This is a genomic window from Algoriella sp. (genome assembly GCF_036647415.1).
Taxonomy (GTDB): Bacteria; Bacteroidota; Bacteroidia; order Flavobacteriales; family Weeksellaceae; genus Empedobacter.
In genome coordinates this window covers 1-22,136 of the sequence record NZ_JAVXKG010000036.1, presented here as the reverse complement: position 1 = coordinate 22,136, position 22,136 = coordinate 1, and the positions used below count along the sequence as shown (strand labels likewise).

16 protein-coding genes are annotated in these 22,136 nt (G+C 29.5%); 13 read left to right on the top strand and 3 right to left on the bottom strand.

Annotation, left to right across the window (positions count from 1 at the left end; genetic code table 11):
• Positions 1-19: 19 nt before the first annotated feature.
• Positions 20-433 (bottom strand): Holliday junction resolvase RuvX, encoded by a 414-nt coding sequence (gene ruvX, locus RSC72_RS13325; RefSeq protein ID WP_332545697.1) that lies wholly within the window; start codon positions 431-433, stop codon positions 20-22.
• Positions 434-525: 92 nt separating this feature from the next.
• Between ruvX and RSC72_RS13320 the strand changes: the two genes are divergently transcribed.
• The 5 genes from RSC72_RS13320 (at position 526) to RSC72_RS13300 (ending at position 7,127) form a co-directional block, all read left to right on the top strand.
• A complete protein-coding gene (locus RSC72_RS13320; protein ID WP_332545698.1) occupies positions 526-1,341 on the top strand; it encodes a 2,3,4,5-tetrahydropyridine-2,6-dicarboxylate N-succinyltransferase in 816 nt (271 codons plus the stop codon).
• 123 nt (positions 1,342-1,464) lie between these two features.
• On the top strand, positions 1,465-3,330 hold the full coding sequence (locus RSC72_RS13315; protein ID WP_332545700.1) for an LTA synthase family protein: 1,866 nt from the start codon (positions 1,465-1,467) through the stop codon (positions 3,328-3,330).
• A gap of 43 nt (positions 3,331-3,373) precedes the next feature.
• Positions 3,374-5,290 carry a glycosyltransferase gene (locus RSC72_RS13310; protein ID WP_332545702.1) on the top strand — a complete coding sequence of 639 codons (1,917 nt, stop codon included), beginning with the start codon at positions 3,374-3,376 and terminating at the stop codon, positions 5,288-5,290.
• Positions 5,291-5,338: 48 nt separating this feature from the next.
• Positions 5,339-6,217: an ACP S-malonyltransferase gene (fabD, locus tag RSC72_RS13305; protein ID WP_332545704.1), complete on the top strand. Its 879-nt coding sequence runs from the start codon at positions 5,339-5,341 to the stop codon at positions 6,215-6,217.
• 1 nt (position 6,218) lies between these two features.
• On the top strand, positions 6,219-7,127 hold the full coding sequence (locus tag RSC72_RS13300) for a GYDIA family GHMP kinase (protein WP_332545706.1): 909 nt from the start codon (positions 6,219-6,221) through the stop codon (positions 7,125-7,127).
• On the opposite strand, the gene RSC72_RS13295 is transcribed toward RSC72_RS13300, so the two are convergent.
• Positions 7,128-7,907 carry a lipopolysaccharide kinase InaA family protein gene (locus tag RSC72_RS13295; protein WP_332578570.1) on the bottom strand — a complete coding sequence of 260 codons (780 nt, stop codon included), beginning with the start codon at positions 7,905-7,907 and terminating at the stop codon, positions 7,128-7,130.
• A gap of 120 nt (positions 7,908-8,027) precedes the next feature.
• Positions 8,028-9,128, bottom strand: a complete 1,101-nt coding sequence (locus tag RSC72_RS13290; RefSeq protein ID WP_332545709.1) for a glycosyltransferase — start codon at positions 9,126-9,128, stop codon at positions 8,028-8,030.
• 132 nt (positions 9,129-9,260) lie between these two features.
• Here RSC72_RS13290 and RSC72_RS13285 point away from each other — a divergent pair, with 132 nt between their 5' ends.
• From RSC72_RS13285 to RSC72_RS13250, 8 genes are all read left to right on the top strand, one after another.
• A complete protein-coding gene (locus tag RSC72_RS13285) occupies positions 9,261-9,809 on the top strand; it encodes an L-threonylcarbamoyladenylate synthase (RefSeq protein ID WP_332545713.1) in 549 nt (182 codons plus the stop codon).
• Positions 9,810-9,841: 32 nt separating this feature from the next.
• On the top strand, positions 9,842-11,263 hold the full coding sequence (locus RSC72_RS13280) for a CCA tRNA nucleotidyltransferase (protein ID WP_332566173.1): 1,422 nt from the start codon (positions 9,842-9,844) through the stop codon (positions 11,261-11,263).
• Between the two features lie 3 nt (positions 11,264-11,266).
• Positions 11,267-11,779: an IS1096 element passenger TnpR family protein gene (locus RSC72_RS13275; RefSeq protein WP_332546220.1), complete on the top strand. Its 513-nt coding sequence runs from the start codon at positions 11,267-11,269 to the stop codon at positions 11,777-11,779.
• Positions 11,780-11,923: 144 nt separating this feature from the next.
• Positions 11,924-17,998 carry an alpha-2-macroglobulin family protein gene (locus RSC72_RS13270; RefSeq protein WP_332546218.1) on the top strand — a complete coding sequence of 2,025 codons (6,075 nt, stop codon included), beginning with the start codon at positions 11,924-11,926 and terminating at the stop codon, positions 17,996-17,998.
• 146 nt (positions 17,999-18,144) lie between these two features.
• Complete coding sequence (locus tag RSC72_RS13265) at positions 18,145-18,777, top strand: hypothetical protein (protein WP_332546216.1); 633 nt, start codon at positions 18,145-18,147, stop codon at positions 18,775-18,777.
• Between the two features lie 30 nt (positions 18,778-18,807).
• Complete coding sequence (locus RSC72_RS13260) at positions 18,808-19,908, top strand: serine hydrolase domain-containing protein (RefSeq protein ID WP_332546215.1); 1,101 nt, start codon at positions 18,808-18,810, stop codon at positions 19,906-19,908.
• A gap of 77 nt (positions 19,909-19,985) precedes the next feature.
• Positions 19,986-21,254: an alkaline phosphatase family protein gene (locus tag RSC72_RS13255; protein ID WP_332546213.1), complete on the top strand. Its 1,269-nt coding sequence runs from the start codon at positions 19,986-19,988 to the stop codon at positions 21,252-21,254.
• Between the two features lie 125 nt (positions 21,255-21,379).
• Positions 21,380-22,024: a hypothetical protein gene (locus RSC72_RS13250; protein WP_332546211.1), complete on the top strand. Its 645-nt coding sequence runs from the start codon at positions 21,380-21,382 to the stop codon at positions 22,022-22,024.
• Positions 22,025-22,136: the final 112 nt, after the last annotated feature.

Here is a 22,136-nt window from a genome sequence, read left to right as displayed (position 1 = left end):
ACAGCAAAGATACAATTTGTTATAATTTATGTGATAAAAATGATTGTAAAATTATTACAGCACTTACTTTATCTACCATTCCTTTTTCTTGACGTTTTTTCTTTTTCATTCCACCTTCAAACATTGCGCGAGATGCCATTTTTGAGGTAAACATTTCATTTTCACGATGAATTTTTATCAATGGAAACTCTTTTTCGAACTTTTTTAGAAAAGGTTGAATTTGATTTTCAATCTCATTTAATTCACCCGAAAATCGAACAGATAATCCAACTACAAGGTCAGAAACGTTTTCTTTTTGAATATATTGTTTCAAGAAATCCATCAATTTTGATGTTTCTATTGTATCAACTGGAGAAGCAATAATCTGCATTTCATCCGTTGCTGCAACACCTGTTCTTTTTCCTCCGTAATCTAAAGCTACTATTCTTGACATCTGGCAAATTTATAAAAACGATTCAATAATAAATAATCTCTATGAAAACCCTTCAGATTAATTTTTATATTTGTGGCAATATTTAATTAAAGATGGAGAATTTAAGACAAATTATAGAAAAAGCTTGGGACAATAAAGAATTGTTACAAGAAGAAGCGACGCAAACTGCAATTCGTGAAGTTATAGAATTAATAGATAACGGACAATTACGTTGTGCAGAACCTGTAGCAGACGGTTGGCAAGTGAATGAATGGGTGAAAAAAGCAGTCGTTATGTATTTCCCAATTCAGAAAATGGAAACTTTAGAAGCAGGGATTTTTGAATACCATGATAAAATGGAATTAAAACGTAACTATGCAGAAAAAGGAATTCGTGTTGTACCAAATGCTGTTGCTCGTTACGGTGCTTATATTTCTTCTGGAGTTATTTTAATGCCATCTTATGTAAATATTGGTGCTTATGTAGATGAAGGAACAATGGTTGACACTTGGGCTACTGTAGGTTCTTGTGCGCAAATTGGTAAAAATGTACATTTATCTGGTGGTGTTGGTATTGGTGGAGTTTTAGAGCCATTGCAAGCTGCTCCAGTAATTATCGAAGATAACGCTTTTATCGGTTCTCGTTGTATCGTTGTAGAAGGTGTACACGTAGGTAAAGAAGCGGTTTTAGGAGCAAATGTTGTACTTACTGCATCTACAAAAATTATTGATGTTACAGGAGATGAGCCAATTGAAATGAAAGGTTTTGTACCAGCTCGTTCAGTGGTTATTCCAGGTTCTTACACGAAAAAATTTGCGGCAGGAGAATATCAAGTTCCTTGTGCATTGATTATCGGAACACGTAAAGAGTCTACAGATAAAAAGACATCTTTGAATGATGCTTTACGCGAACATAATGTTGCGGTGTAAATATTGTCTATAAAATAGATTACAAAACGATTTTTTTATTTAATATAAAAAAATCGTTTTTTTTTTATTAAATTTTGGTTAATTAAATACTGTTTCAGATTTTTGCAGCTTTAATTAGCACATATGAATTTTCCTAAAAATCCGTTATTTCTTTTTATTCAAAGAATATTTTTAGTTTTACTATTATATACAGTTGTAAGATTAGGATTCTATTTTTATAATCAATCTTTTTTTCCAGAAATAAATGCAGATGTATTTATGGGAGGATTAAAATTTGATTTATCTGTTATTGGTTATATTAATATTGTATTTGCAATTTTACATTTAATACCAGGAAAATTTCAAGAGAATAAAAAATATCAGACTATTTTATTTTATAGTTTCTTTCTTGTAAATGGTTTATTTATTTCGCTTAATTTTATTGATTACGAGTACTTTAGATTCATTGGTAGACGTAGTTCTTTTAGTATGATTATAGCTGAAGGGATGACAAATGAAATAGGCGGTTTAATTATTTCATATTTTGTTGACTATTGGAAAATTCCAGTTTTTATTTTTTCTAGTATGTTGATTTTTATGTTTTTATTGAAAAAAATAAATTATCAATCGGTGAAAAAAATGTCAACAATAGGTTCGCTGTTATCACTAGTGTGCATAGTTCTTATTTTGTTTTTGATGGGAAGAGGAATAGATAGAAAACCTTTAAGTATTGTTGATGCATCTAAATATGGGCCAATAGGAACATCTGCTTTAGTACTTAACACGCCATTTACAGTTTTAAAAACATTAAATAAAAATGAAAGTTTAAAACAAACTGTATATTATAAAGAAGATATCGCAAATAAGATATTCAATCCAATTCAAACTTTCTCTTACAAAAACACAAATAAAAAGAATGTTGTTATTTTAATTTTAGAGAGTTTTGGAAGAGAGAATATACAACGAGGTCAAACGCCATTTTTAGATTCTTTAATTACTAAAAGTTATTATTTTGAGAATGGATTTGCAAACGGGAAGTTATCAATAGACGCTGTTCCTTCTATTATTTCTAGTGTGCCAAGTTTGATGAACAAGAGTTTTATTTCGTCTAGTTATGCATTAAATAGTGTGTATGGATTACCAAAAGTATTAAAAGATAACGGATATTCAACTTCGTTTTTTCATGGCGCTTTTAACGGAAGTCAAAATTTTGATCAATACTCAAATGTTGCTGGTTTTGAGCGATATTATGGTAAAAATGAATATGTAGGTCCTGCATCATTTGATGGAAAGTGGGGTGTTTTTGATGAAGATTTTTTACAGTTTTTTACACATAAATTATCAGATTTTAAGCAACCTTTCTTTTCTACTTTATTTACAATTTCGTCTCATCCTCCTTTTACAATTCCAGAAAAGTACAAAGGCAAATTTCCGAAAGGAACAACTGAAATTCATGAATCTATAGCTTATTCGGATTTTGCATTAGAAAAATTTTTTAAATCTGCAGAAAAAAAAGCATGGTATAAAAATACAATATTTGTTATAACAGCTGACCATACATCATCTAGTGGAGCAGAAGAAGTTTATAAAAATAACGTTGGTAAATTTAGAATTCCAATTATGTTTTATGTTCCAAATGATCCTACAATGGTTGGTAAGAGTTCTAAAAATTTTCAACAAATAGATATTCTTCCAAGTTTGATGGATTATTTACAACTTAACGGAAAAATAATATCTTACGGGAAATCATATAAATCGGATAAAGATTTTGTTGTTAATTATTTAGATAATATTTATAATCTAAATAAGGGAGATTATTACATGGCTTTTGATGGAACAAAATCATTGGCATTATATAATTGGAAAACAGACCCATTGTTAAAAGAAAATCTTATAAATAAAGATAAAATTAAAACACAAGAAATGGAGAGTTTTATGAAGGCCTATATCCAATCGTTTAACAAAAGAGTATCTAAAAATCAATTAACATTAGGAAATAAAGAATTGTAGAATTAGCATATATTTTCTTAATTTTGCTGTATAACTTAGTTTTATGAAGATATTAATCATCCAACATAAGATGATTGGAGATGTACTGATTACTTCATTATTGTGTGAAAATCTTAAAAAAGCATATCCAAATGCAACAATAGATTATTTGGTAAATAGCAATACTTTACCTGTTTTAGAGAATAATCCATATATCGATAATAAAATTATTTTTGATGAAAAAGAGGATAAAGGATTATTAAAATTAATTCAATTTTCTAAACAAGTCAATCAAAATAAGTATGATGTTGTGATTGATGCCTATTCTAAACTTCAAAGTTGGGTTGATGTTTGGATTAATAATGCACCAAAAAAAATATCATATAAAAAATCAGGACGTACTTTTCTCTACACGGATAATGTAATAAAACATGATAAACCAAACTCTGTATTAGGATTAGCGATAGAGCATCGTTTAGAATTGTTAAAACCACTTGGAATTTCAACTCCATTTGCTACAGAACCAAAATTATATTTAACAGAAATAGAAATCCAATCAGCTAAAGATTTATTCAAGAAATATAAAGTAGATTCTTCCCGAAAAACTGTAATGATAAGTCTTTTAGGTTCTGATTTATCTAAAACGTATCCGTTAAATCAAATGGCAAAATTAGTTGATTTTATTGGTGATAATTATAATGTTAATATTTTGTTTAATTATTTTCCGAAACAATTATCGCAAGCCGAAGAAGTTTACAATCAATTATCAGATAAGACAAAATCAAAGGTTTATTTCGAATTATTGGGCGATGATTTGCGTCAATTTATAGCGATAGCTAATGAATGCGATTTGATTGTTGGTAATGACGGTGGTGCAATAAATATGAGCAAAGCTGTTGGTAAAAAATCGTTTATTATTTTTTCTCCTTGGATTGATAAAAATGTTTGGGCAACTTTTGAAGATGGAATTAATCATACAAGTGTGCATTTAAAAGACTATTTTCCTAATAAATTTGCAGGTTTAACGAATCAACAGTTAAAAAAAGATGTGAATTCATTTTATATGCTATTTGATTTTGAATTATTTAAGAGTAATTTGAAGAATTTTTTGGATCAGCATATAAAAGAATCATTAAAAAATAATAGTTTTGCCGTAGACGAACCAAACATTAACTCTACTAATATTGGCTTAAAAAACACAATGTCTACTAAAATTTCAGCTTTACTGATAGCATACAACGAGGAGAAAAATATACAACGTTATTTGAATGATGTTGATTTTGCTGATGAAATAATTATTGTAGATTCTTATAGCACAGATAAAACTGAGCAAATTGCACTTCAAAACCCAAAAGTTAAATTTATAAAAAGAAAGTTTGATAATTTCACTAATCAAAGAAATTATGCTTTGTCGATTGCTGAAAATGATTGGATAACGTTTTTTGATGCTGACGAAGGAATTCCAGATGAATTGAAAAAAGAAATCAAAGAAACTGTAAATAATAATCCTCAATTTGATGTTTATTATGTTTATCGTAAATTCTTTTTTAAGAATAAATATATCAAATACACAGGAATGCAAAATGATAAAGCCATTCGTGTTTTTAAAAAATCAAAATCTCGTTATCGATTAGACCGTATGGTGCATGAAATTGTAGAATACGAAGGAAAGGCAGGTTTTTTGAAAAATAAATTAGATCATTATACTTTTGATAATGAAGAAGAATATTTAGCAAAACTAAATAGTTACTCTAAATTACGTGCAAAAGAACTTCGTTTAAAAAATCTAAAACCATCATTTTTTCATCGTAAAATAAAGCCAGCTTACCGTTTTTTTAATTATTATATTATACGTTTAGGTTTTTTAGATGGACAAGAAGGATATACAATTGCAAAACTTCATGCAATTTCGGTTGCGAATCGTTATAAATATCTAGATGAAATTTACCAAGAAGAAAACCTAAAATCTCCGATTAACTAAGAAGTTTAAGATTTTATTATAAATTTGTCTCAATTATAAAATACAATCATGAAAGCATATGTTTTTCCAGGACAAGGCGCTCAATTCTCAGGAATGGGAAAAGACTTGTACGAAAACTCTACACTAGCAAAAGAATTATTTGATAAAGCGAACGAAATATTAGGATTTGATATTAAATCAATTATGTTTGATGGTTCTGCTGAAGATTTAAAACAAACTAAAGTTACACAACCTGCGGTTTTTTTACATTCAGTAATTTTAGCAAAAACATTAGTAGATTTTAAACCAGAAATGGTTGCTGGTCATTCTTTAGGAGAAATTTCTGCTTTAGTTGCAAATGAAACATTAGATTTTGAATCTGGTTTAAAATTAGTTTACAAACGTGCTTTAGCAATGCAAGCAGCTTGTGAAGCAAATCCATCTACAATGGCTGCAATTTTAGGACTAGAGGACGAAATTGTAGAAAATGCTTGTAAAGAAATAGAAGGAGTAGTGGTAGCTGCAAATTATAACTGTCCAGGTCAATTAGTTATTTCTGGAGAGATTGAAGCTGTTAATTTAGCATGTGAAAAGCTAAAAGAATTAGGCGCAAAACGCGCTTTAGTTTTACCAGTTGGTGGTGCTTTTCATTCACCTTTAATGAAGCCTGCTGAAGAAGAATTAGCAAAGGCAATTGAAGAGACAGTTTTTAATACTCCAATTTGTCCAGTTTATCAAAATGTATCTACAACAGCTGTTACAGATCCTACTGAGATTAAAAAGAATTTAATTGCACAATTAACAGCTCCTGTAAAATGGACGCAATCTGTACAAAACATGATTGCAGATGGTGCGACAGAATTTATAGAAGTTGGTCCAGGAAACACTTTACAAGGTTTAGTTAAAAAAATAAATAGAGAAGTTTCTACTTCTTCTGCAACAATATAAAATGAAAAACTTCCGTTCCAATGGTAAATTATTCCTTATCGGGGAATATATTGTTATGGATGGCGCGAAAGCATTTGCACTGCCCACAAAATATGGGCAGTGTCTTTTTGTTGAGCAAAATCTTTTGCAAAAAAATACACTTAATTGGAAAGCAAAAAAACACGATGATTCGCTTTGGTTTGAAGCTCAGTTTGAATTAAATTCTCTGAAAATTATTTCTTCAACCAATCATAAATTAAGCGAATCGTTGCAAAATAGTTTACTTCAAGCAAAATCTTTAAATTCTTCTTTTTTTACGTCTAATTTGAGTTATAATTGTGAAACAAAATTAGAATATCCGCAAGAATGGGGACTTGGAAGTAGCTCTACATTAATAGATTTAATTAGTCAATGGGTTGATATAAATCCGTTTGAATTAAATAAATTAACCTTCAACACAAGTGGTTATGACGTTGCTTGTGCTCATCATAATCAACCAATTTTATTCTCTAATCACCCAATTAATGTTGAAGAATTAGAATTGAATTGGAATTTTATGGATGATTTATATTTTGTTTATCTTAATCAAAAACAAGATACGCAGGCTGTTGTGGGAAATCACTATAAAAACAAAGAAAAAGATTGGAACTTAATTCATCATCTTTCTGATTTGGTTCTCAAAACAATAAAAGTTGAAAATTTGAATGATTTTGAAGATATTTTGAACGAATATCAAGATAAATTAGCCATTTTTATGCAACAACCAAAGGTTAAAGATTTATATTTTTCGGATTATGAAGGTACTGTAAAAAGTCTTGGAGCTTGGGGAGGAGATTTTGTTTTGGTTACAAAACGTGATGGTTTCGAAGATTATTTCAAACAAAAAGGATACAACATTATTGTACCCTTTCGTGAGATGATTTTAATCTAATTATTTTTTACCAATCAAGGCTTTTAATTTCTTTTTACGAGCTTGTTTCAACTGAAATTTATGTTGAAATTCTTCTGTATAAAACCACATTTTATCTATTGTCTCTTGTTCAGGTTTTTGATATAATTTGGCATATTCTTTCGCCATAATTTCTACCATTTCTTTGTAAGGCGATAGACGTGAAAAATTTTTCATACGTTGCTCAAAATTCATCGAATCATGAAAATTCATTCGGTTAAGATCCACCAAATAAAATTCGTACTGATTTTCTCCAACTTGTTTTATTAGCGTATTTCCTGGCGAATGATCTAGAAATTCTATTCCAGCTTCATGCAAATCAAACGTAAATTTTGTAAATTGTTTTAAGATTTCTTCTCTATTCTCCCAAGTCGGAATTTCTACTAATTCGCGATACGTTAAATCAGCTTCCACTAATTCACAAAAATAATAGCTATCTAAAAAACTTAATACAGATTTATTTTCTACAAAAGCAATTGGATAAGGTGTCTTAAAACCAGAATTAATTAAATTTTCTGCATATTCGTAAGATCGTTGAGCTTTTGATTTTCTAAAAAAACGGTAAACAAATTTATTAATGATATTCGGAATTTTAAACGATTTTATAGTCGCTATTTTACCAGATTCTAAAGTTGTTTTTTTTATCGAATTTCGAGTCCCTTTGGCTATGTATTGATTAATAGAATCAAAATTATTTATAATTGATTTAATCTCTGTTTGTGTTATCTGATAATTTTGATTAACCTCAATTTTTTGTATCATTTTTTTGCATAATTTTTAATGAAATAGCTATAGAAAGTTATATTTCATATTAAAAAAGTTAAAGGTAAAACTATTTTTTAGGTGTTTTTATAAGAAGTAATACTTTTTTATGCAAAATATTTATGAAGCATAAATTTCTAAGATTTGTTTTGATATTTTTTTAGAGTTAAAATTTTCAGTTACAAGTTTATAATTGTATTCTTTTATTAAATCTATTTTATTTTTATCACAAATACTAGCTTCATACAGTGATTTAGCAAGTTCATGATGATTGTCTGTTTTACAAATAAAACCATTTTCTTTGTTGTTAATTATTTCAGACATAATACCAACATCTGTAGTTACAATTGTTGTTTTCATTAACATAGCTTCTAATGCTGCTGTAGGTCCACCTTCTCGCGTTGATGAAATAACAAAAATATCAAATATTTTGTTAAGACTCATCGCATTTTCAATTTTTCCAGTTAGAATAATTTCATTTTTTAAATCTAATTTTTCTATTAAATCCTCAATTTCTGGAGTTAATTTAGAGAAATGTCCTACTTGTATTAGCTTAAAATTAGAAACATTATATTCATTTTTCAATATATATATAGCGTTAATTAAATTTGGTAAATCTTTTGCTGCCGTATGATTTGCAATAGATCCTATGAGAAATGTAGTAGGATTTATATTATATTTTGTTTTGAAAGAGTCAAAATCAAAATTATTTTTTTCTGATGATAAAGAAACGCAATCATACACAACAGTTAATTTTTTTTGAGAAGAAGGATTCAATATATTTTTTAAATCATATTTTACCTTTTCAGAAACACAAATTATATGATCTATTCTCTTTAAATTATATTTGAATTTACTGAAAAAACTTCCACTTCCTCTGACTGCTTTTTTACTATAAATAATTTTTTGAGTTATTTTATTTGTTAAATTAAACATATAAAATAATGTCAAAGAGTCACTTGTGTGAAAATGTATAACATCTATTTTATACTCAGAAATTATTTTTTTTAGTTGAGAAATATTAGAAAATTTACTAATTTTTTTTGCAGTACTAGGAATGAAATTAATATTATTCTCCTTTGCAACTATATTTAAAGGAGAATTATTAATTCCGAAAATATAATTTTCAGACTCAAGTTTATTTAATTCATTAATATTTAAAATTAATTGTTGTTCGTTTCCTCCCCAAACTCTTGCTCCAGATACGTGTAAAATTTTCATTCAGATTATTTAGAAACAAACATACTTTATTATTCAATAGATTAAAAATATATTGCAAGAAAACAAATATAAATTTTTAAGATAATTATTCCTGCTTTAACTTTGCCACTTAAATTTAAAAAGATGTCAGATATAAACGAAATTGTAGCAAAATTAAAACAAGGCGAAACAATGCTTTATCCTACAGATACAATCTTGGGATTAGGTTGTGATGCAAAAAATGAAGCTGCAATCGAGAAAATTTATCAGATAAAAAATAGACCATCTTCTAAGTCTTTAATCATTTTGGTTGATTCGCCTCGTATGTTGCAAGATATTGTTGAGGTACCAGAATTAGCTTGGGATTTGATAGAGTTTAATGAGAAACCAATTACCATAATTTATGATAATCCAAAAGGTTTATCAAAATCTCTTATTGCAGACGATAATACAATTGCAATTCGATTGACGGATGATTTATTTTGTAAAAAAATAATTGGTAAATTAAAAGGACCAATCGTTTCTACATCGGCAAATTTATCGGGAGAAATTTCTCCAAAAGTTTTCTCAGAAGTAAATAAAACGATTATAGAGCGTGTTGATTTTATTCCAGAAGAAGCTAAAATGTTTGTGCCTCAGTTTACTGCCTCAACAATAATTAAATTAAGTCTAGATAACGAAGTAAAAGTTATTAGAGAGTAGTTTTTTTAATCAAATCGTTTTACTTTTGCAAAATGAAAATCTTAGAAGCCGTATCAAATCCAATATTTAAAGCTGTTACAGAAGTTGCTGATCAAATTAATCAGGAAACCTATGTAGTAGGAGGATTTGTACGCGATTATTTATTGAATCGTGGTCAGAAAAAAGACATCGATTTTGTAACCGTTGGTAACGGAATATTATTAGCCAAAGAATTATCAAATAAATTAGGAAATACATCACAAGTTTCTGTTTTTAAGCGTTTCGGGACAGCAATGTTCAAATATCAACAAACAGAATTAGAATTTGTAGGTGCGCGTAAAGAAAGTTATTCCGAAGATAGCCGAAAACCTCATGTAGAGGACGGTACGTTAGAAGATGACCAAAAACGCCGAGATTTTACCATCAATACATTAGCTATTTCGATGAACAAAGCAACTTTTGGTGAGTTGATCGATCCTTTTAACGGTGTTGAAGATCTGAATAATAAAATAATCAAAACACCTTTAGAGCCAAATGTAACCTATTCTGACGATCCGTTGCGTATGATGCGTGCCATTCGTTTTGCTGCTCAATTAGATTTTGAAATAGAAAAAGAATCATTTCAGTCAATTATTGATAATGCAGAACGCATTAATATTGTATCTTTTGAACGTGTAATGGATGAGTTTCAAAAAATTATGATGACAGATAAACCTTCGGTCGGATTATTGTTGTTGGAACAATCAGGATTATTACAATATATTTTACCAGAATTAATCGCTTTAAAAGGAATAGAGGAAGTAGAAGGTCAAAAACACAAAGACAATTTTTATCATACATTAGAGGTTGTAGATAATATTTCTGAAAATACAGATAATGTTTGGTTGCGTTGGGCTGCACTTTTACACGATATTGGAAAAGCTGTAACCAAGCGTTTTGATAAAAAAGTAGGTTGGACATTTCATTCGCATGAATTTGTAGGTTCTAAAATGACAGTTAAGTTGTTCAGAAGACTTAAATTGCCATTAGGTAATCAAATGAAATATGTACAAAAATTGGTCATGATGAGTTCTCGTCCAATAGCAGTAGTTACAGATGATGCCACAGATTCGGCATTACGACGATTATTATTTGATGCAGGCGAAGATTTTGACGATTTAATAACGCTTTGTAAAGCAGATATTACAACCAAAAACGAAAAAAAACAAAGACGTTTCAAACAAAATTTTGAAGTTGTCGAACAAAAAATAAAAGATGTTGAAGAACGCGATCATTTGCGTAATTTTCAACCACCAATTTCTGGCGAACAAATCATGGAATTGTTTGATATTAAACCAGGAAAAGAAATCGGAATCCTGAAAAATGCAATTAAAGAAGCTATTTTAGAAGGAGAAGTGGAAAATAATTATAATTCTGCCTTAGAATTTGTAATTAATATGGGAAAAGAATTAAATTTGGTACCGAAAAATATTTAGAAAGTGATATATAAAATTCGTGTTTTCCTTGACGCAAAAGAGGATGTTTTTAGAGACATAGAAATTAAAGAGAGACAAACTTTATTTACTTTATACAAAGGGATTATTAGTGCCTTTAGTTTACAAGGTGAGGAATTGGCTTCGTTCTATGAATTAGATGAAGAAGGAAATCAGACAAAAGAAATTCCATTAGAAGATATGTCTGATGATGGTACAGATGAAACAATGGCAGATTTTTATATCAAAGAATCTTTTGCATTAGAAGGTGATCGTATGGCTTTTGTTTACGATTTTATGGAAATGTGGACGTTTGTTGCCGAATTAGTTTCGATAGAAGATAAACCAGCAGTTCTTAATTACCCATTAACGGTTTATCGTTTTGGAGCAATGCCTCTTAAAGCACCTAAAAAAGATATTCTTGTTGATTTAGAAGAAGACGATGATATTGATTTTGCAGAAGACGCAGAATTAAATGATCTTCAAATGGATGACGACATTGATGTCGAAGATTTATAAAATAAGTTTTTTCTTATATATCAAAAAGTCTGAATAGTAATATTCAGACTTTTTTTATGTCTAAAAATCAACTATTTGATAATTATTTAGCTTTATCAACCAACCTTTTTTCCGTAACTTGCATCTACTTATAAAAGAACCAACATGAAACAATTATTGTTTTTATTAACCATCTTAACCAATACACTGCTTATGGCTCAATCTCCGACGATTGATCAAAAGTGGAAACAAATTGACAAAGAAATAGAAAACGGTCAATTCAAATCCATTCAACCTAAAATTGACGAAATCAAAACACTTTCGCGAAAAGGAAATGATCAACAAAGTATCATAAAAGCACTTTTCTACGAAGCAAAAATAAAAGTTGCAACAACTGACGAAACGGATGATGTTAATTTTGTATTTGATAATTTCAAAAAAGAAGTTGACGGAAAATCGATTATAACAGATGCGATTATAAATTCATATTTGGCACAATTATATCAAATTTATTATAACGAAAATCGATATAAAATTAATAGCAGAACCAATGTCGAAAATCAAACATCAAATGATGTACGTTTTTGGACAGAAGAAACGTTCAAGAAAACAATCAACGATTATTTTTCGAAATCAATTCAACCAAAAAATGAATTAATCAATGCAAAATCATCAGATTTCAGAAAAATATTGACTTTTGCTGATAACACCAAAACAACGCAACAGCAACTTGATTTATCGCCAACATTATTCGATGTTTTGATAACGGAATATATTAGTTTTCTGAATCAAAATGATGAGAAAACGAAAGGAAATCAACTACGAACAGATTTAATTTCTATTCATCAACAAAATAATAACGAAAATGCAGTTTTGTATAATGAATTAATTTTATTAGATGAAAAACGCAACGATATTCTGAGTTCAGATTTTATCAAACAAAAAGAAATCTTAGCAACAAAATATCCAAAAGCATGGTATTCGGCTTATGTTTACGCAGCTTTAGCAACAGATTTGTACAATTTGCCAAATGATAAATTAGCGAACGTCAACAAGATTTTTGACATTCAACAAAAAGTTGCAAAACTGTATCCAACTTCTTCAGAAAAAATAACGATTGATAATTTAATTGCAAAAATAAAATTACAAGAAATAAATCTTGAAGCAGAAAAATACATCAATGAAAATAAAAACACGCCAATCAAACTTTCACACAAAAATCTGAATAAAGTTTTTGTAAAAGTTTTGGCTTACAATGTTGGTTTTGATGATGAAAAGAAACAAGTATTAAATGTTTATGATGACAATAGAGTTGCAGAAGCGCAAAAATTTCTGAATAGTTTACAAGTTGTCGAGCAATATTCTATCGATGTAAAATCATTTGATGATTTTCAATTCCATTCAACAATTGTAAAATTAAATCCACTAAAAACAGGTCGTTACATTGTTTTATTTTCTTATAACTCCGATTTTATAATTAATAAAAAAGATGAGATTGATTATTTAGATATCATGGTTTCTAAATATGCAATAAATCCTTTGAATGAAAAACTTTCTATAGTAAATCGCGAATCGGGAAAGCCAGAAGCGAATGTTTCGGTAGAAGTTGTGAATCGTACAGATTATGATAATAAGGAATCAAAAACCTTTGTTTCTGATAAAAATGGAATGATTCAAATTCCAAGCGGATGGCGAAATTTTGAGTATCGTATCAAAGATGAAAACACAATTTATTCATCTTATTTTTACGAAAATGGTAGATATAAAGATGAGCCAACTTCTGTGGTTAAAATTTTCACAGATCGTGCAATTTATCGTCCAGGACAAACGGTTTATTTCAAAGGAATTTTTTATACTTCGGATGAAAAAACACGAAAAGTAATTGCGAAGTCAAAATTGACAATTGCTTTGTATGATGTTAATCAAAAAGAAGTTTCTAAAATAGATGTAACAACAAACGAATTTGGTTCTGTAAACGGAAATTTTGTTTTACCAAGTTCAGCTTTAACAGGCAATTTTTCTATTAGACCAATTAATAATCAAGGTTATTATTCGTTCAAAGTTGAAGAATATAAACGTCCAAAATTTGAAGTAGAAATTGAGAAAAATAAGGGTGTTTATAACTTAAATGATAAAGTAAAAGTAGACGGAAAAGCAATTGCATTTTCTGGTGCAAACATAGACAATGCAAAGGTTTCGTACCGTGTTTATCGTCAAGAAATTTTTACTTTTTGGCCTTGGTATCGTTCTATTCCAGCAGGTCGTGGCGAGCGTGAAGAAATTACTTTTGGTGAAACAACAACTGATGCAGAAGGAAAATTTACGTTTGATTTTATTGCAAAACCAGCTACTGAGAAAAAGAAAGATGAGATAAGAACATACACTTATTTTATAGAAGTTAAGGCAACAGATATCAATGGTGAAACGCAATCTGAGTCGTCTTCGGTAAAAGTTGGTGACACGAGAATGGTATTAAATGTAGGAATTTCGGATAAAGCGAAAGCAGAAGATTTGAAAACGTTCAAGGTTAGTGTAAAGAATTTGAATGATGAAAAATTGGACGGAAAAGGACATGTAGAAATTTATTCGTTAAATGCGCCAAAAGAAGTTGTTCGTCGTCAAAAATTCACAACAGATTATAATTTTTATTCGAAAGAAGAGTTCAAGAAAATTTTTCCAAATGAACCTTTTGGAGATGAAATGAATCCAAAAATATGGACAACAAATAAAAAGATTTTCGAAGCTGATTTTGATACGAAGACTTCAGATGAAATAAAATATAATCAAGCAACAGATTTACCAGAAGGTTATTATGTGGTAAAAGCGTATGTTTTAGATGGAACTGAAAAAGTAGAAATTGAGCGTTTGGTTTATATCTCGAATGAGAAAAAAGCAGAAAACATCAAAACGCTTTTAACTGTTTCGTCAAATAAATCAACTTTTGAGCCGAATGATATTGCGAAAATTAGTTTCAAATCTGGTGCAAAAGATATTTCTGTTTATTATGAAATTGAAGCGAATGAGAAAGTGATCGAAAAAGGTTTCTTGGATTTGAATAACAAATCGTCAATAGAAATTCCGATCAAAGAAGAATATCGTGGCGGAATTTACATCAATTATGTAATGACAAAGTTTAATGATTCACAAACCGGAACATTAAATTTAGCCGTTCCTTTTAGTAACAAAAATTTAAAAGTGACAGCCGAAGTTTTACGTGATAAATTGACGCCTGGCGCAAAAGAAAAATGGCAATTGAAGATAGAAGGTCCAAACAAAGACAAAGTTTCTGCGGAAGTTTTGGCAAGTATGTACGATGCTTCTTTAGACCAATTTGCATCAAATTCGTTAGATTTCAAGGTGTATAATATTACAAATTCTCGTATTAATCGTTCTTTCAATTTGGTTCAATATTATTTGGTAAATGGTTCTAATGCGATTTATAACAATCGTTATTATGATTTCTATCCAAATGGTTATGCAGGTCTTAATTTCAATCTTTTCGATTTCGGATTTAACCAAAACCGCATGAACCGTAGAATGATGAAATCTGCGCCAAGTGTTACAATGAAAGAATTAGATGGAAATGTTATACAAGCAGATGTGCGAATGGAAGCTGCTGATGATGTAGATTTAGAAGGTTCTGTAGTAACTGCATTAGGAATAACAAAAGAGAAACAATCTTTAGGTTATTCAACTGTTATCCGTGGAGCATCATCATTACAAGGAAACGAAAACGCTTTATATGTTGTAGACGGAGTTGTGTTTGATAAAATGCCAAGTGATTTAACTGAAGCTGATATTCAATCAATCACTGTATTAAAAGATGGTGCTGCAACTTCTATTTATGGAGCAAAAGGAGCAAATGGAGTAGTGGTAATTACAACAAAAAAAGCTGCAAGTACAGCATTAGATAATGTAAAAGCACGTACAAATCTAAATGAAACAGCATTCTTTTATCCAAATCTGAAAACAGATGCGAACGGAAATGTAATCATAGAATTTACATCGCCAGAAAGTTTAACAGAATGGAAATTTATGGCTTTGGCGCATACAACAGATCTTAAAACGGGTTATTTAGAGCAAAATGTTCGTACGCAAAAAGACTTGATGGTTGTTCCAAATATGCCACGTTTCTTACGAGAAGGCGATAAAATTTCGGTTTCATCTAAGATTAATAATCTATCAGATAAAGTTTTAAATGGTTCTGCAAAATTGATGTTGTTTGATGCATTTACAAATCAACCAATTGATGCACAATTTAACTTGAATAATGCAATTCAGAATTTTACAGTTGCAAAAGGAAATTCAGATCAAGTGACATGGACAATTGATGTTCCGAAAAACGTACAAGCGGTTGTGTATCGAGTGGTGGCTTCGGCTGGAGATTTTTCTGATGGAGAAGAATCGGCTTTACCAATCTTGACAAATCGTATGATGGTGACGGAAACTTTACCAATTTTTGTAAAAGAAGGTCAAAAGAAGACGTTCCAATTTCAGAATATGGTCAACAATAAATCGACTTCGTTAGATAATTTCAAATTAACGTTCGAGATGACAACGAATCCGATTTGGTACGCAATTTTCTCGTTGCCTTATTTGCGCGAATATCCATATGAGTGTGCAGAACAAGTATTTTCTCGACTATATGGAAACATGATTTCGCAAAAATTGATTAATTCTAATCCAAAAATTAAAGCAGTTTTTGATGATTGGAACAAAAAAGGTCAATTAAAATCGAAATTACAATTGAACCAAGAATTGAAAAATATTATTCTTGAAGAAACGCCTTGGGTAAAAAATGCGGAAAGCGAAGAAGAGCAAATGAAGCAAATTGCGACATTGTTCCAATTGAACCAAATGCAAACAGAAATGAAATCTGCTTTCCAAAAATTATCAGATAAACAACTATCAAATGGAGGTTTCGCTTGGTTTGATGGCGGTCGTCCAAACGAATATATTACGACACACATTGTTGCTGGTTTCGGAAATCTAAAAAAGATGGACGTTAATTTCAAAGCCTTTGATATGGATGTGAATCCATTGATCAAAAAAGCAATTCAGTACATTGATGATGAGAATTTAAAACGTTTCAAAGAATTCAAAAAAGATAAAAAATCATTACAAAATGCAGTTTATTCGGACGGAATTCATTATTTATATGCACGTTCATTTTTCTTGACAGAATATCCAATGTCAAAAGAATTAGAGGAAATGAAAAGCGAAATGTTGAAGACTTTGAATGATACAAAACTTGATTTATCGTTGCAACAAAAAGCAATGGCTGCACTTGTTCTGAATCGTTTCGAAATGCAATCTGCTGCTAAAATCGTTGTGAATTCTGTAAAAGAAAGAGCGGTAGAATCGGATGAAATGGGAATGTATTGGAAAGATAATCAAGCTGGTTGGTTCTGGTATCAAGCGCCTGTGGAAACGCAAGCTTTGTTGATTGAAGCTTTTGATGAAGTAACGAAAGATGAAAAATCTGTAGAAGAAATGAAAGTTTGGTTATTGAAGAATCGTCAAACAAATCAGTGGAATTCTACAAAAGCAACGACAAAAGCTGTTTACGCATTATTGAATACAGGAAAATCTTGGATTGATGCAGATAAAGGAATTACAGTGAAAATTGGAAATCAGAATTTTGATTTAAACAAAGATGCGCAAGCTGGTTCTGGTTACGTAAAAACTTCTTGGAACAAAGAAGAAATAAAACCAGAAATGGGAAAAGTTGAGGTTGCTAAAACATCTCCAGGTGTTGCTTGGGGAGCGATGTATTGGCAATATTTTGAAGATTTAGATAAAATAAAATCTGCCGAAACGGGAATTAAATTCAATAAGAAATTATTTGTAAAACAAAATGCTGCAAATGGTCCAATCTTGAAAGAAATTACAACTTCTACACCAATCAAAGTTGGAGATATTGTAACGGTTCGTTTAGAGATTTCTTTGGATAGAAGTATGCAATTTGTTCACATAAAAGATATGCGCGCAAGTGGTTTTGAACCTGTAAATGTACTTTCTGGTTACAAATGGAAAGGAGAATTTGGGTATTACGAAAGCACACGCGATGCGGCGACTAATTTCTTTTCAGATTATATGAACAAAGGAACGTATGTTTTTGAATATGATTTGAAAGCAAATAATGCAGGTAATTTCTCTAACGGAATTACATCTATGCAAAATATGTATGCACCAGAATTGAGTGCGCAAAGCGAAGGAATTCGTGTAGAAATTAAATAATCAATTCAAATCAATAAATCTAAAAGAGCTGGAATTTTCCAGCTCTTTTTTTGTTGTTATCCTAAACTTATTTCGTTTGTCATGTTGAGCTTGTCGAAACATAACATATCAAGTTTTTATTTATCTTTAATATCAAATAACACAATATGAAGAAAACTTTAATTTATTTATTCTTACCATTTATTTTGCTTAGTTGTACTGAAAAAAATAAGAAAGAAAACTTTCAGAATGAAGTTTACTCACAAATATTTCAAGAAATTATTGATAGTTGTGTTGTAAATATAGAGCCTATAGAATTTGAAAAAAATATTACTCAAAAAGAAAAAGATGATTATAATAACGAGATTTTAAAAATTAGAAATCAAAAAAGATTGATAGTAATTTATGATACTGTAAGTGGATATGGAAAAGAAGATTTTGATAAAAATATATCTAAAAATTTTAGAACAAGTTGGTCGAAATCGGATAGTTCAAGTTTTGTGATTAATATTAATAATTCTAATATTAAGGCAAATAATATATTAATTAAAGCGAGTAAATTACCAAATATAAAAAAGTCTTTTAAAGAATATAAAAGTTGGAAGGAATATGAAGACCTTAAAAATCTTGATGTACAACTAAGTTTTAAAAGAATTTTTTTTAATAATAATCAAACTAAAGGTTTTTTACAATTAGATATGATATGTGGAAAGCTTTGTGGTCAAGGTTATGATATTTGGATTCAAAAAGTAAATAATAAATGGGAAATTCATAAAATTGAACGTACTTGGTTTTCATAGAAAATTATCTTTAATATCAAATAAAACAATATGAAGAAAACTCTTTTACTCAACATAGTATTTATTCCATTTTTTGGAATTGCTCAAATTCAAACAATTTTTCAATCTAAAATAGATTCTATTTACGAGAAAAATAAAGATGCTGTAGGAATTATTGTTCATGTTGAAGCGCCAAAGCAAAACCTTTCTTGGAGTTATGCAAAAGGAGTTTCGGACATCAAAACAAATGAAATATTGAAAAATCAACAACCTGTTTTGATTGCAAGTAATACAAAACCTTATGTGGCTGCTGCGATTCTACGATTGGTAGAAAAAAATGATATTTTGATTGATGAACCGATTAAAAAATTGTTGTCAAAGAAAACACGTTTGTTGTTCGAAAAAGATGGATATGATTTGAATGCGATTACTGTAAAACATTTATTGTCGCATACTTCTGGTATACAAGATTATGTTGACGATGCGTATTTTGAATTTGTGAATCAACATCCGCAATATAAATGGAAAAAAGAGGAGCAAATAAAACGAGCAATAGAAATAGGAAAACCTCAGAAAGTAGGAGAAAAATTTAGTTATGGAGATATTAATTATTTGCTTTTAACGGAAATTATCGAACAAAAAACGCATCAACCATTTTATACTGCTATTCGAGATTTGTTAAAATATAAAGAATTAGGTTTGACAAAAACATGGTTTATAGATTTAGAAAAATATCCAACAAAAACTCTTCCGCTTGCACATCAATATTCGGATAAAAATAAATGGGATTCTTATGATATTAATCCTTCTTGGGATTTGTATGGAGGAGGAGGAATAGCTTCTACAGCGAAAGAATCAGCTTTGTTTTTCCAATATTTGTTTGATGGTAAAATTATTCAGAATAAAAAGATTTTAGATTTGATGTCAACTTATGTTTTACCTTCGGATCAATCTAAATATTGTTTAGGAATTTTTCATTTTGATATGGGTTTTAACGCTTATTATCACGGAGGTTGGTGGGGAACGGATGTTATTTATTCGCCAGAAACAGATGCAACAATTAGTGTTTTTACACTTCAAAAAAGTTTTCAGCATCAAATTAATCCCTTTATCGGAAAAGAATTTCAGAAAATATTGTTGCAGAAAGATTAAACTTCAAGAATATTTTTTTTTTAATAGTTGACATTTTTTTAATCCATTCTAAAAGTAAAAGGTTTTAAATTTGAAACATGAAAAAATCAATACTTAGTATATTTTCTGCACTTGTTTTAACTTTTTCAGTTTGTACAAATGCGCAAGAAATAGAACAACAACTTGTTGTAGAAAATCGTGTAAATGATGCGAAACAACAAGATAAACCTTATGTTATTTTGATTTCTGCAGATGGTTTTCGATACGATTATGCAAAAAAACATGATGCTAAGAATCTACAAAACTTCGCAAAAAATGGAGTAGAAGCAAAAGCAATGTATCCATCTTATCCGTCGATTACATTTCCCAATCATTACACAATTGTAACAGGTTTATATCCTTCACATCACGGTTTGGTGGGCAATCAAATGTTAGAAGAAGCAACGGGCGATCGTTATTCGTTGGGAAATAGAGAAGCCGTTATCAATCCGAAATGGTACGGAGGAACGCCAATTTGGAATTTAGCAGAAGAAAACAAAATGCTTTCGGCATGTTATTATTGGCCAGGTTCTGAAGCACCAATAAATGGAATGTTTCCGACTTATTCTTACAAATATTCGGAGAAATCTCCAATAGATTATCGTATTCAGGAAGTTGTAAATTGGTTGCAATTACCAGCGGAAAAACGTCCACATTTGATTACATTTTATTTCCCAGAAGTAGATCATGCAGGGCATACTTTTGGTCCCGATGCACCAGAAACAAAGAAAGCTGTGCAATTTGTGGATGAATCTATCAAGAAATTGAATGATGAGGTTGCAAAAACTGGATTGAATGTGAATTTTGTATTTGTTTCTGATCATGGAATGACGAGAGTAGATGATGAAAATCCGTTAAAATTACCAATCAAAATAGATGATACAAAAGTACAAGTCGTGATGAATGGGTCGTATGTGAGTTTATTTGTGAAAGATAAAAATGACATAGATTCTGTTTATAAGCAATTGAAAGCGGTACAGAATGACAAGTTTACTGTTTATAAAACAACAGAAGTACCTGCAAAATATCATTTTAATGCAAGTGATGATCGTTATGGACGAATTGGAGAAATTATTTTGATGGCACATGCACCCAATTATTTTTCTAATAATAAAGCTCCAAAAGGTTCGCACGGATTTTTTGTGAAAGAAACACCAGAAATGCAAGCAACTTTTATGGCTTGGGGACCTAATTTTGCGAATGGAAAAATTATTAAAGCTTTTGAAAACGTACAAGTTTATCCGATGTTGGCAAAACTTTTGGGTTTACCAATTTCCGAAAATATTGATGGAACGGATAAATTAGCCAATAAAATATTGAAAAAATAAGCTGATTTTATATAAAATATGAAGCCAATCTTTTGATAGATTGGCTTTTTTTTATTTTGGAAAATAATGTTTATTTATATAATATTGTATTTTTGAAAAAAAGAATAAATATTATGATTAAAAAAATGACATTTTTATTACTAACAGCAATGTTATTAAGCTGTAGTAATCCATTAAATAAAAAATATTCTGAAGCTACCTTAGATCAAGATTCTAAAGAATTAAGAGAGTCTAATAAATTAACAGGAGAAGAGTTAGAACTTTTAGGTATTTGGATGGTAAGAGCTAAATTAAGTGGTAAATCTTTAGAAGGAAAAACATATAATGACATTCTCTCTGATGCTAAGAATTATAAGTTAGAGCAAGAAAAATTAAAAGCTGAAGCTGAGAAAATAGAAGCAGAAAAAGCTAAAAAAATGAACGATGCTGTAACTGTTTCAATAATAGGAAAAAGTTTTGATGAAGGTGAATGGGATTCATCAAATATTATTAAATATGCTATCAAAAACAAATCTCCTAAAACAATAGATGCTATAAAATTTAATTTTAAAATTTTTGATAAATTAGATGATAAAATTGGGGATGGATATGAAATGAGTATAACTGATGATAAAATTGCTCCAAATCAAGTTTATACAAATGAAGCTTATTATGATTACAATCAATTTATGGATATGGATATCAAAATAAAAAATAGTAATTTTAAAGATTTGAAATTTGTTATCAAGGTAGAAAAAGTTGTTTACACTGATGGCTCAACATTGGAATAAAAAAAAACACTCAATCTGTTTGAGTGGTTTTTTTGTTTATAAATTGTCTCTTCTTTCATAATGATACAGAAAAAAGCATCATTATGAAAGAAGAGAGAGTTTATGTAAAGCG

Coding starts and splice junctions, on each gene's coding strand:
- RSC72_RS13320 (WP_332545698.1), top strand. CDS start 526: ATGGAGAATTTAAGACAAATTATAGAAAAAGCTTGGGACAATAAAGAA.
- fabD (WP_332545704.1), top strand. CDS start 5,339: ATGAAAGCATATGTTTTTCCAGGACAAGGCGCTCAATTCTCAGGAATG.
- RSC72_RS13270 (WP_332546218.1), top strand. CDS start 11,924: ATGAAACAATTATTGTTTTTATTAACCATCTTAACCAATACACTGCTT.
- RSC72_RS13265 (WP_332546216.1), top strand. CDS start 18,145: ATGAAGAAAACTTTAATTTATTTATTCTTACCATTTATTTTGCTTAGT.
- RSC72_RS13250 (WP_332546211.1), top strand. CDS start 21,380: ATGACATTTTTATTACTAACAGCAATGTTATTAAGCTGTAGTAATCCA.
- RSC72_RS13315 (WP_332545700.1), top strand. CDS start 1,465: ATGAATTTTCCTAAAAATCCGTTATTTCTTTTTATTCAAAGAATATTT.
- RSC72_RS13255 (WP_332546213.1), top strand. CDS start 19,986: ATGAAAAAATCAATACTTAGTATATTTTCTGCACTTGTTTTAACTTTT.
- RSC72_RS13295 (WP_332578570.1), bottom strand. CDS start 7,907: ATGATACAAAAAATTGAGGTTAATCAAAATTATCAGATAACACAAACA.
- RSC72_RS13300 (WP_332545706.1), top strand. CDS start 6,219: ATGAAAAACTTCCGTTCCAATGGTAAATTATTCCTTATCGGGGAATAT.
- ruvX (WP_332545697.1), bottom strand. CDS start 433: ATGTCAAGAATAGTAGCTTTAGATTACGGAGGAAAAAGAACAGGTGTT.
- RSC72_RS13310 (WP_332545702.1), top strand. CDS start 3,374: ATGAAGATATTAATCATCCAACATAAGATGATTGGAGATGTACTGATT.
- RSC72_RS13260 (WP_332546215.1), top strand. CDS start 18,808: ATGAAGAAAACTCTTTTACTCAACATAGTATTTATTCCATTTTTTGGA.
- RSC72_RS13280 (WP_332566173.1), top strand. CDS start 9,842: ATGAAAATCTTAGAAGCCGTATCAAATCCAATATTTAAAGCTGTTACA.
- RSC72_RS13290 (WP_332545709.1), bottom strand. CDS start 9,128: ATGAAAATTTTACACGTATCTGGAGCAAGAGTTTGGGGAGGAAACGAA.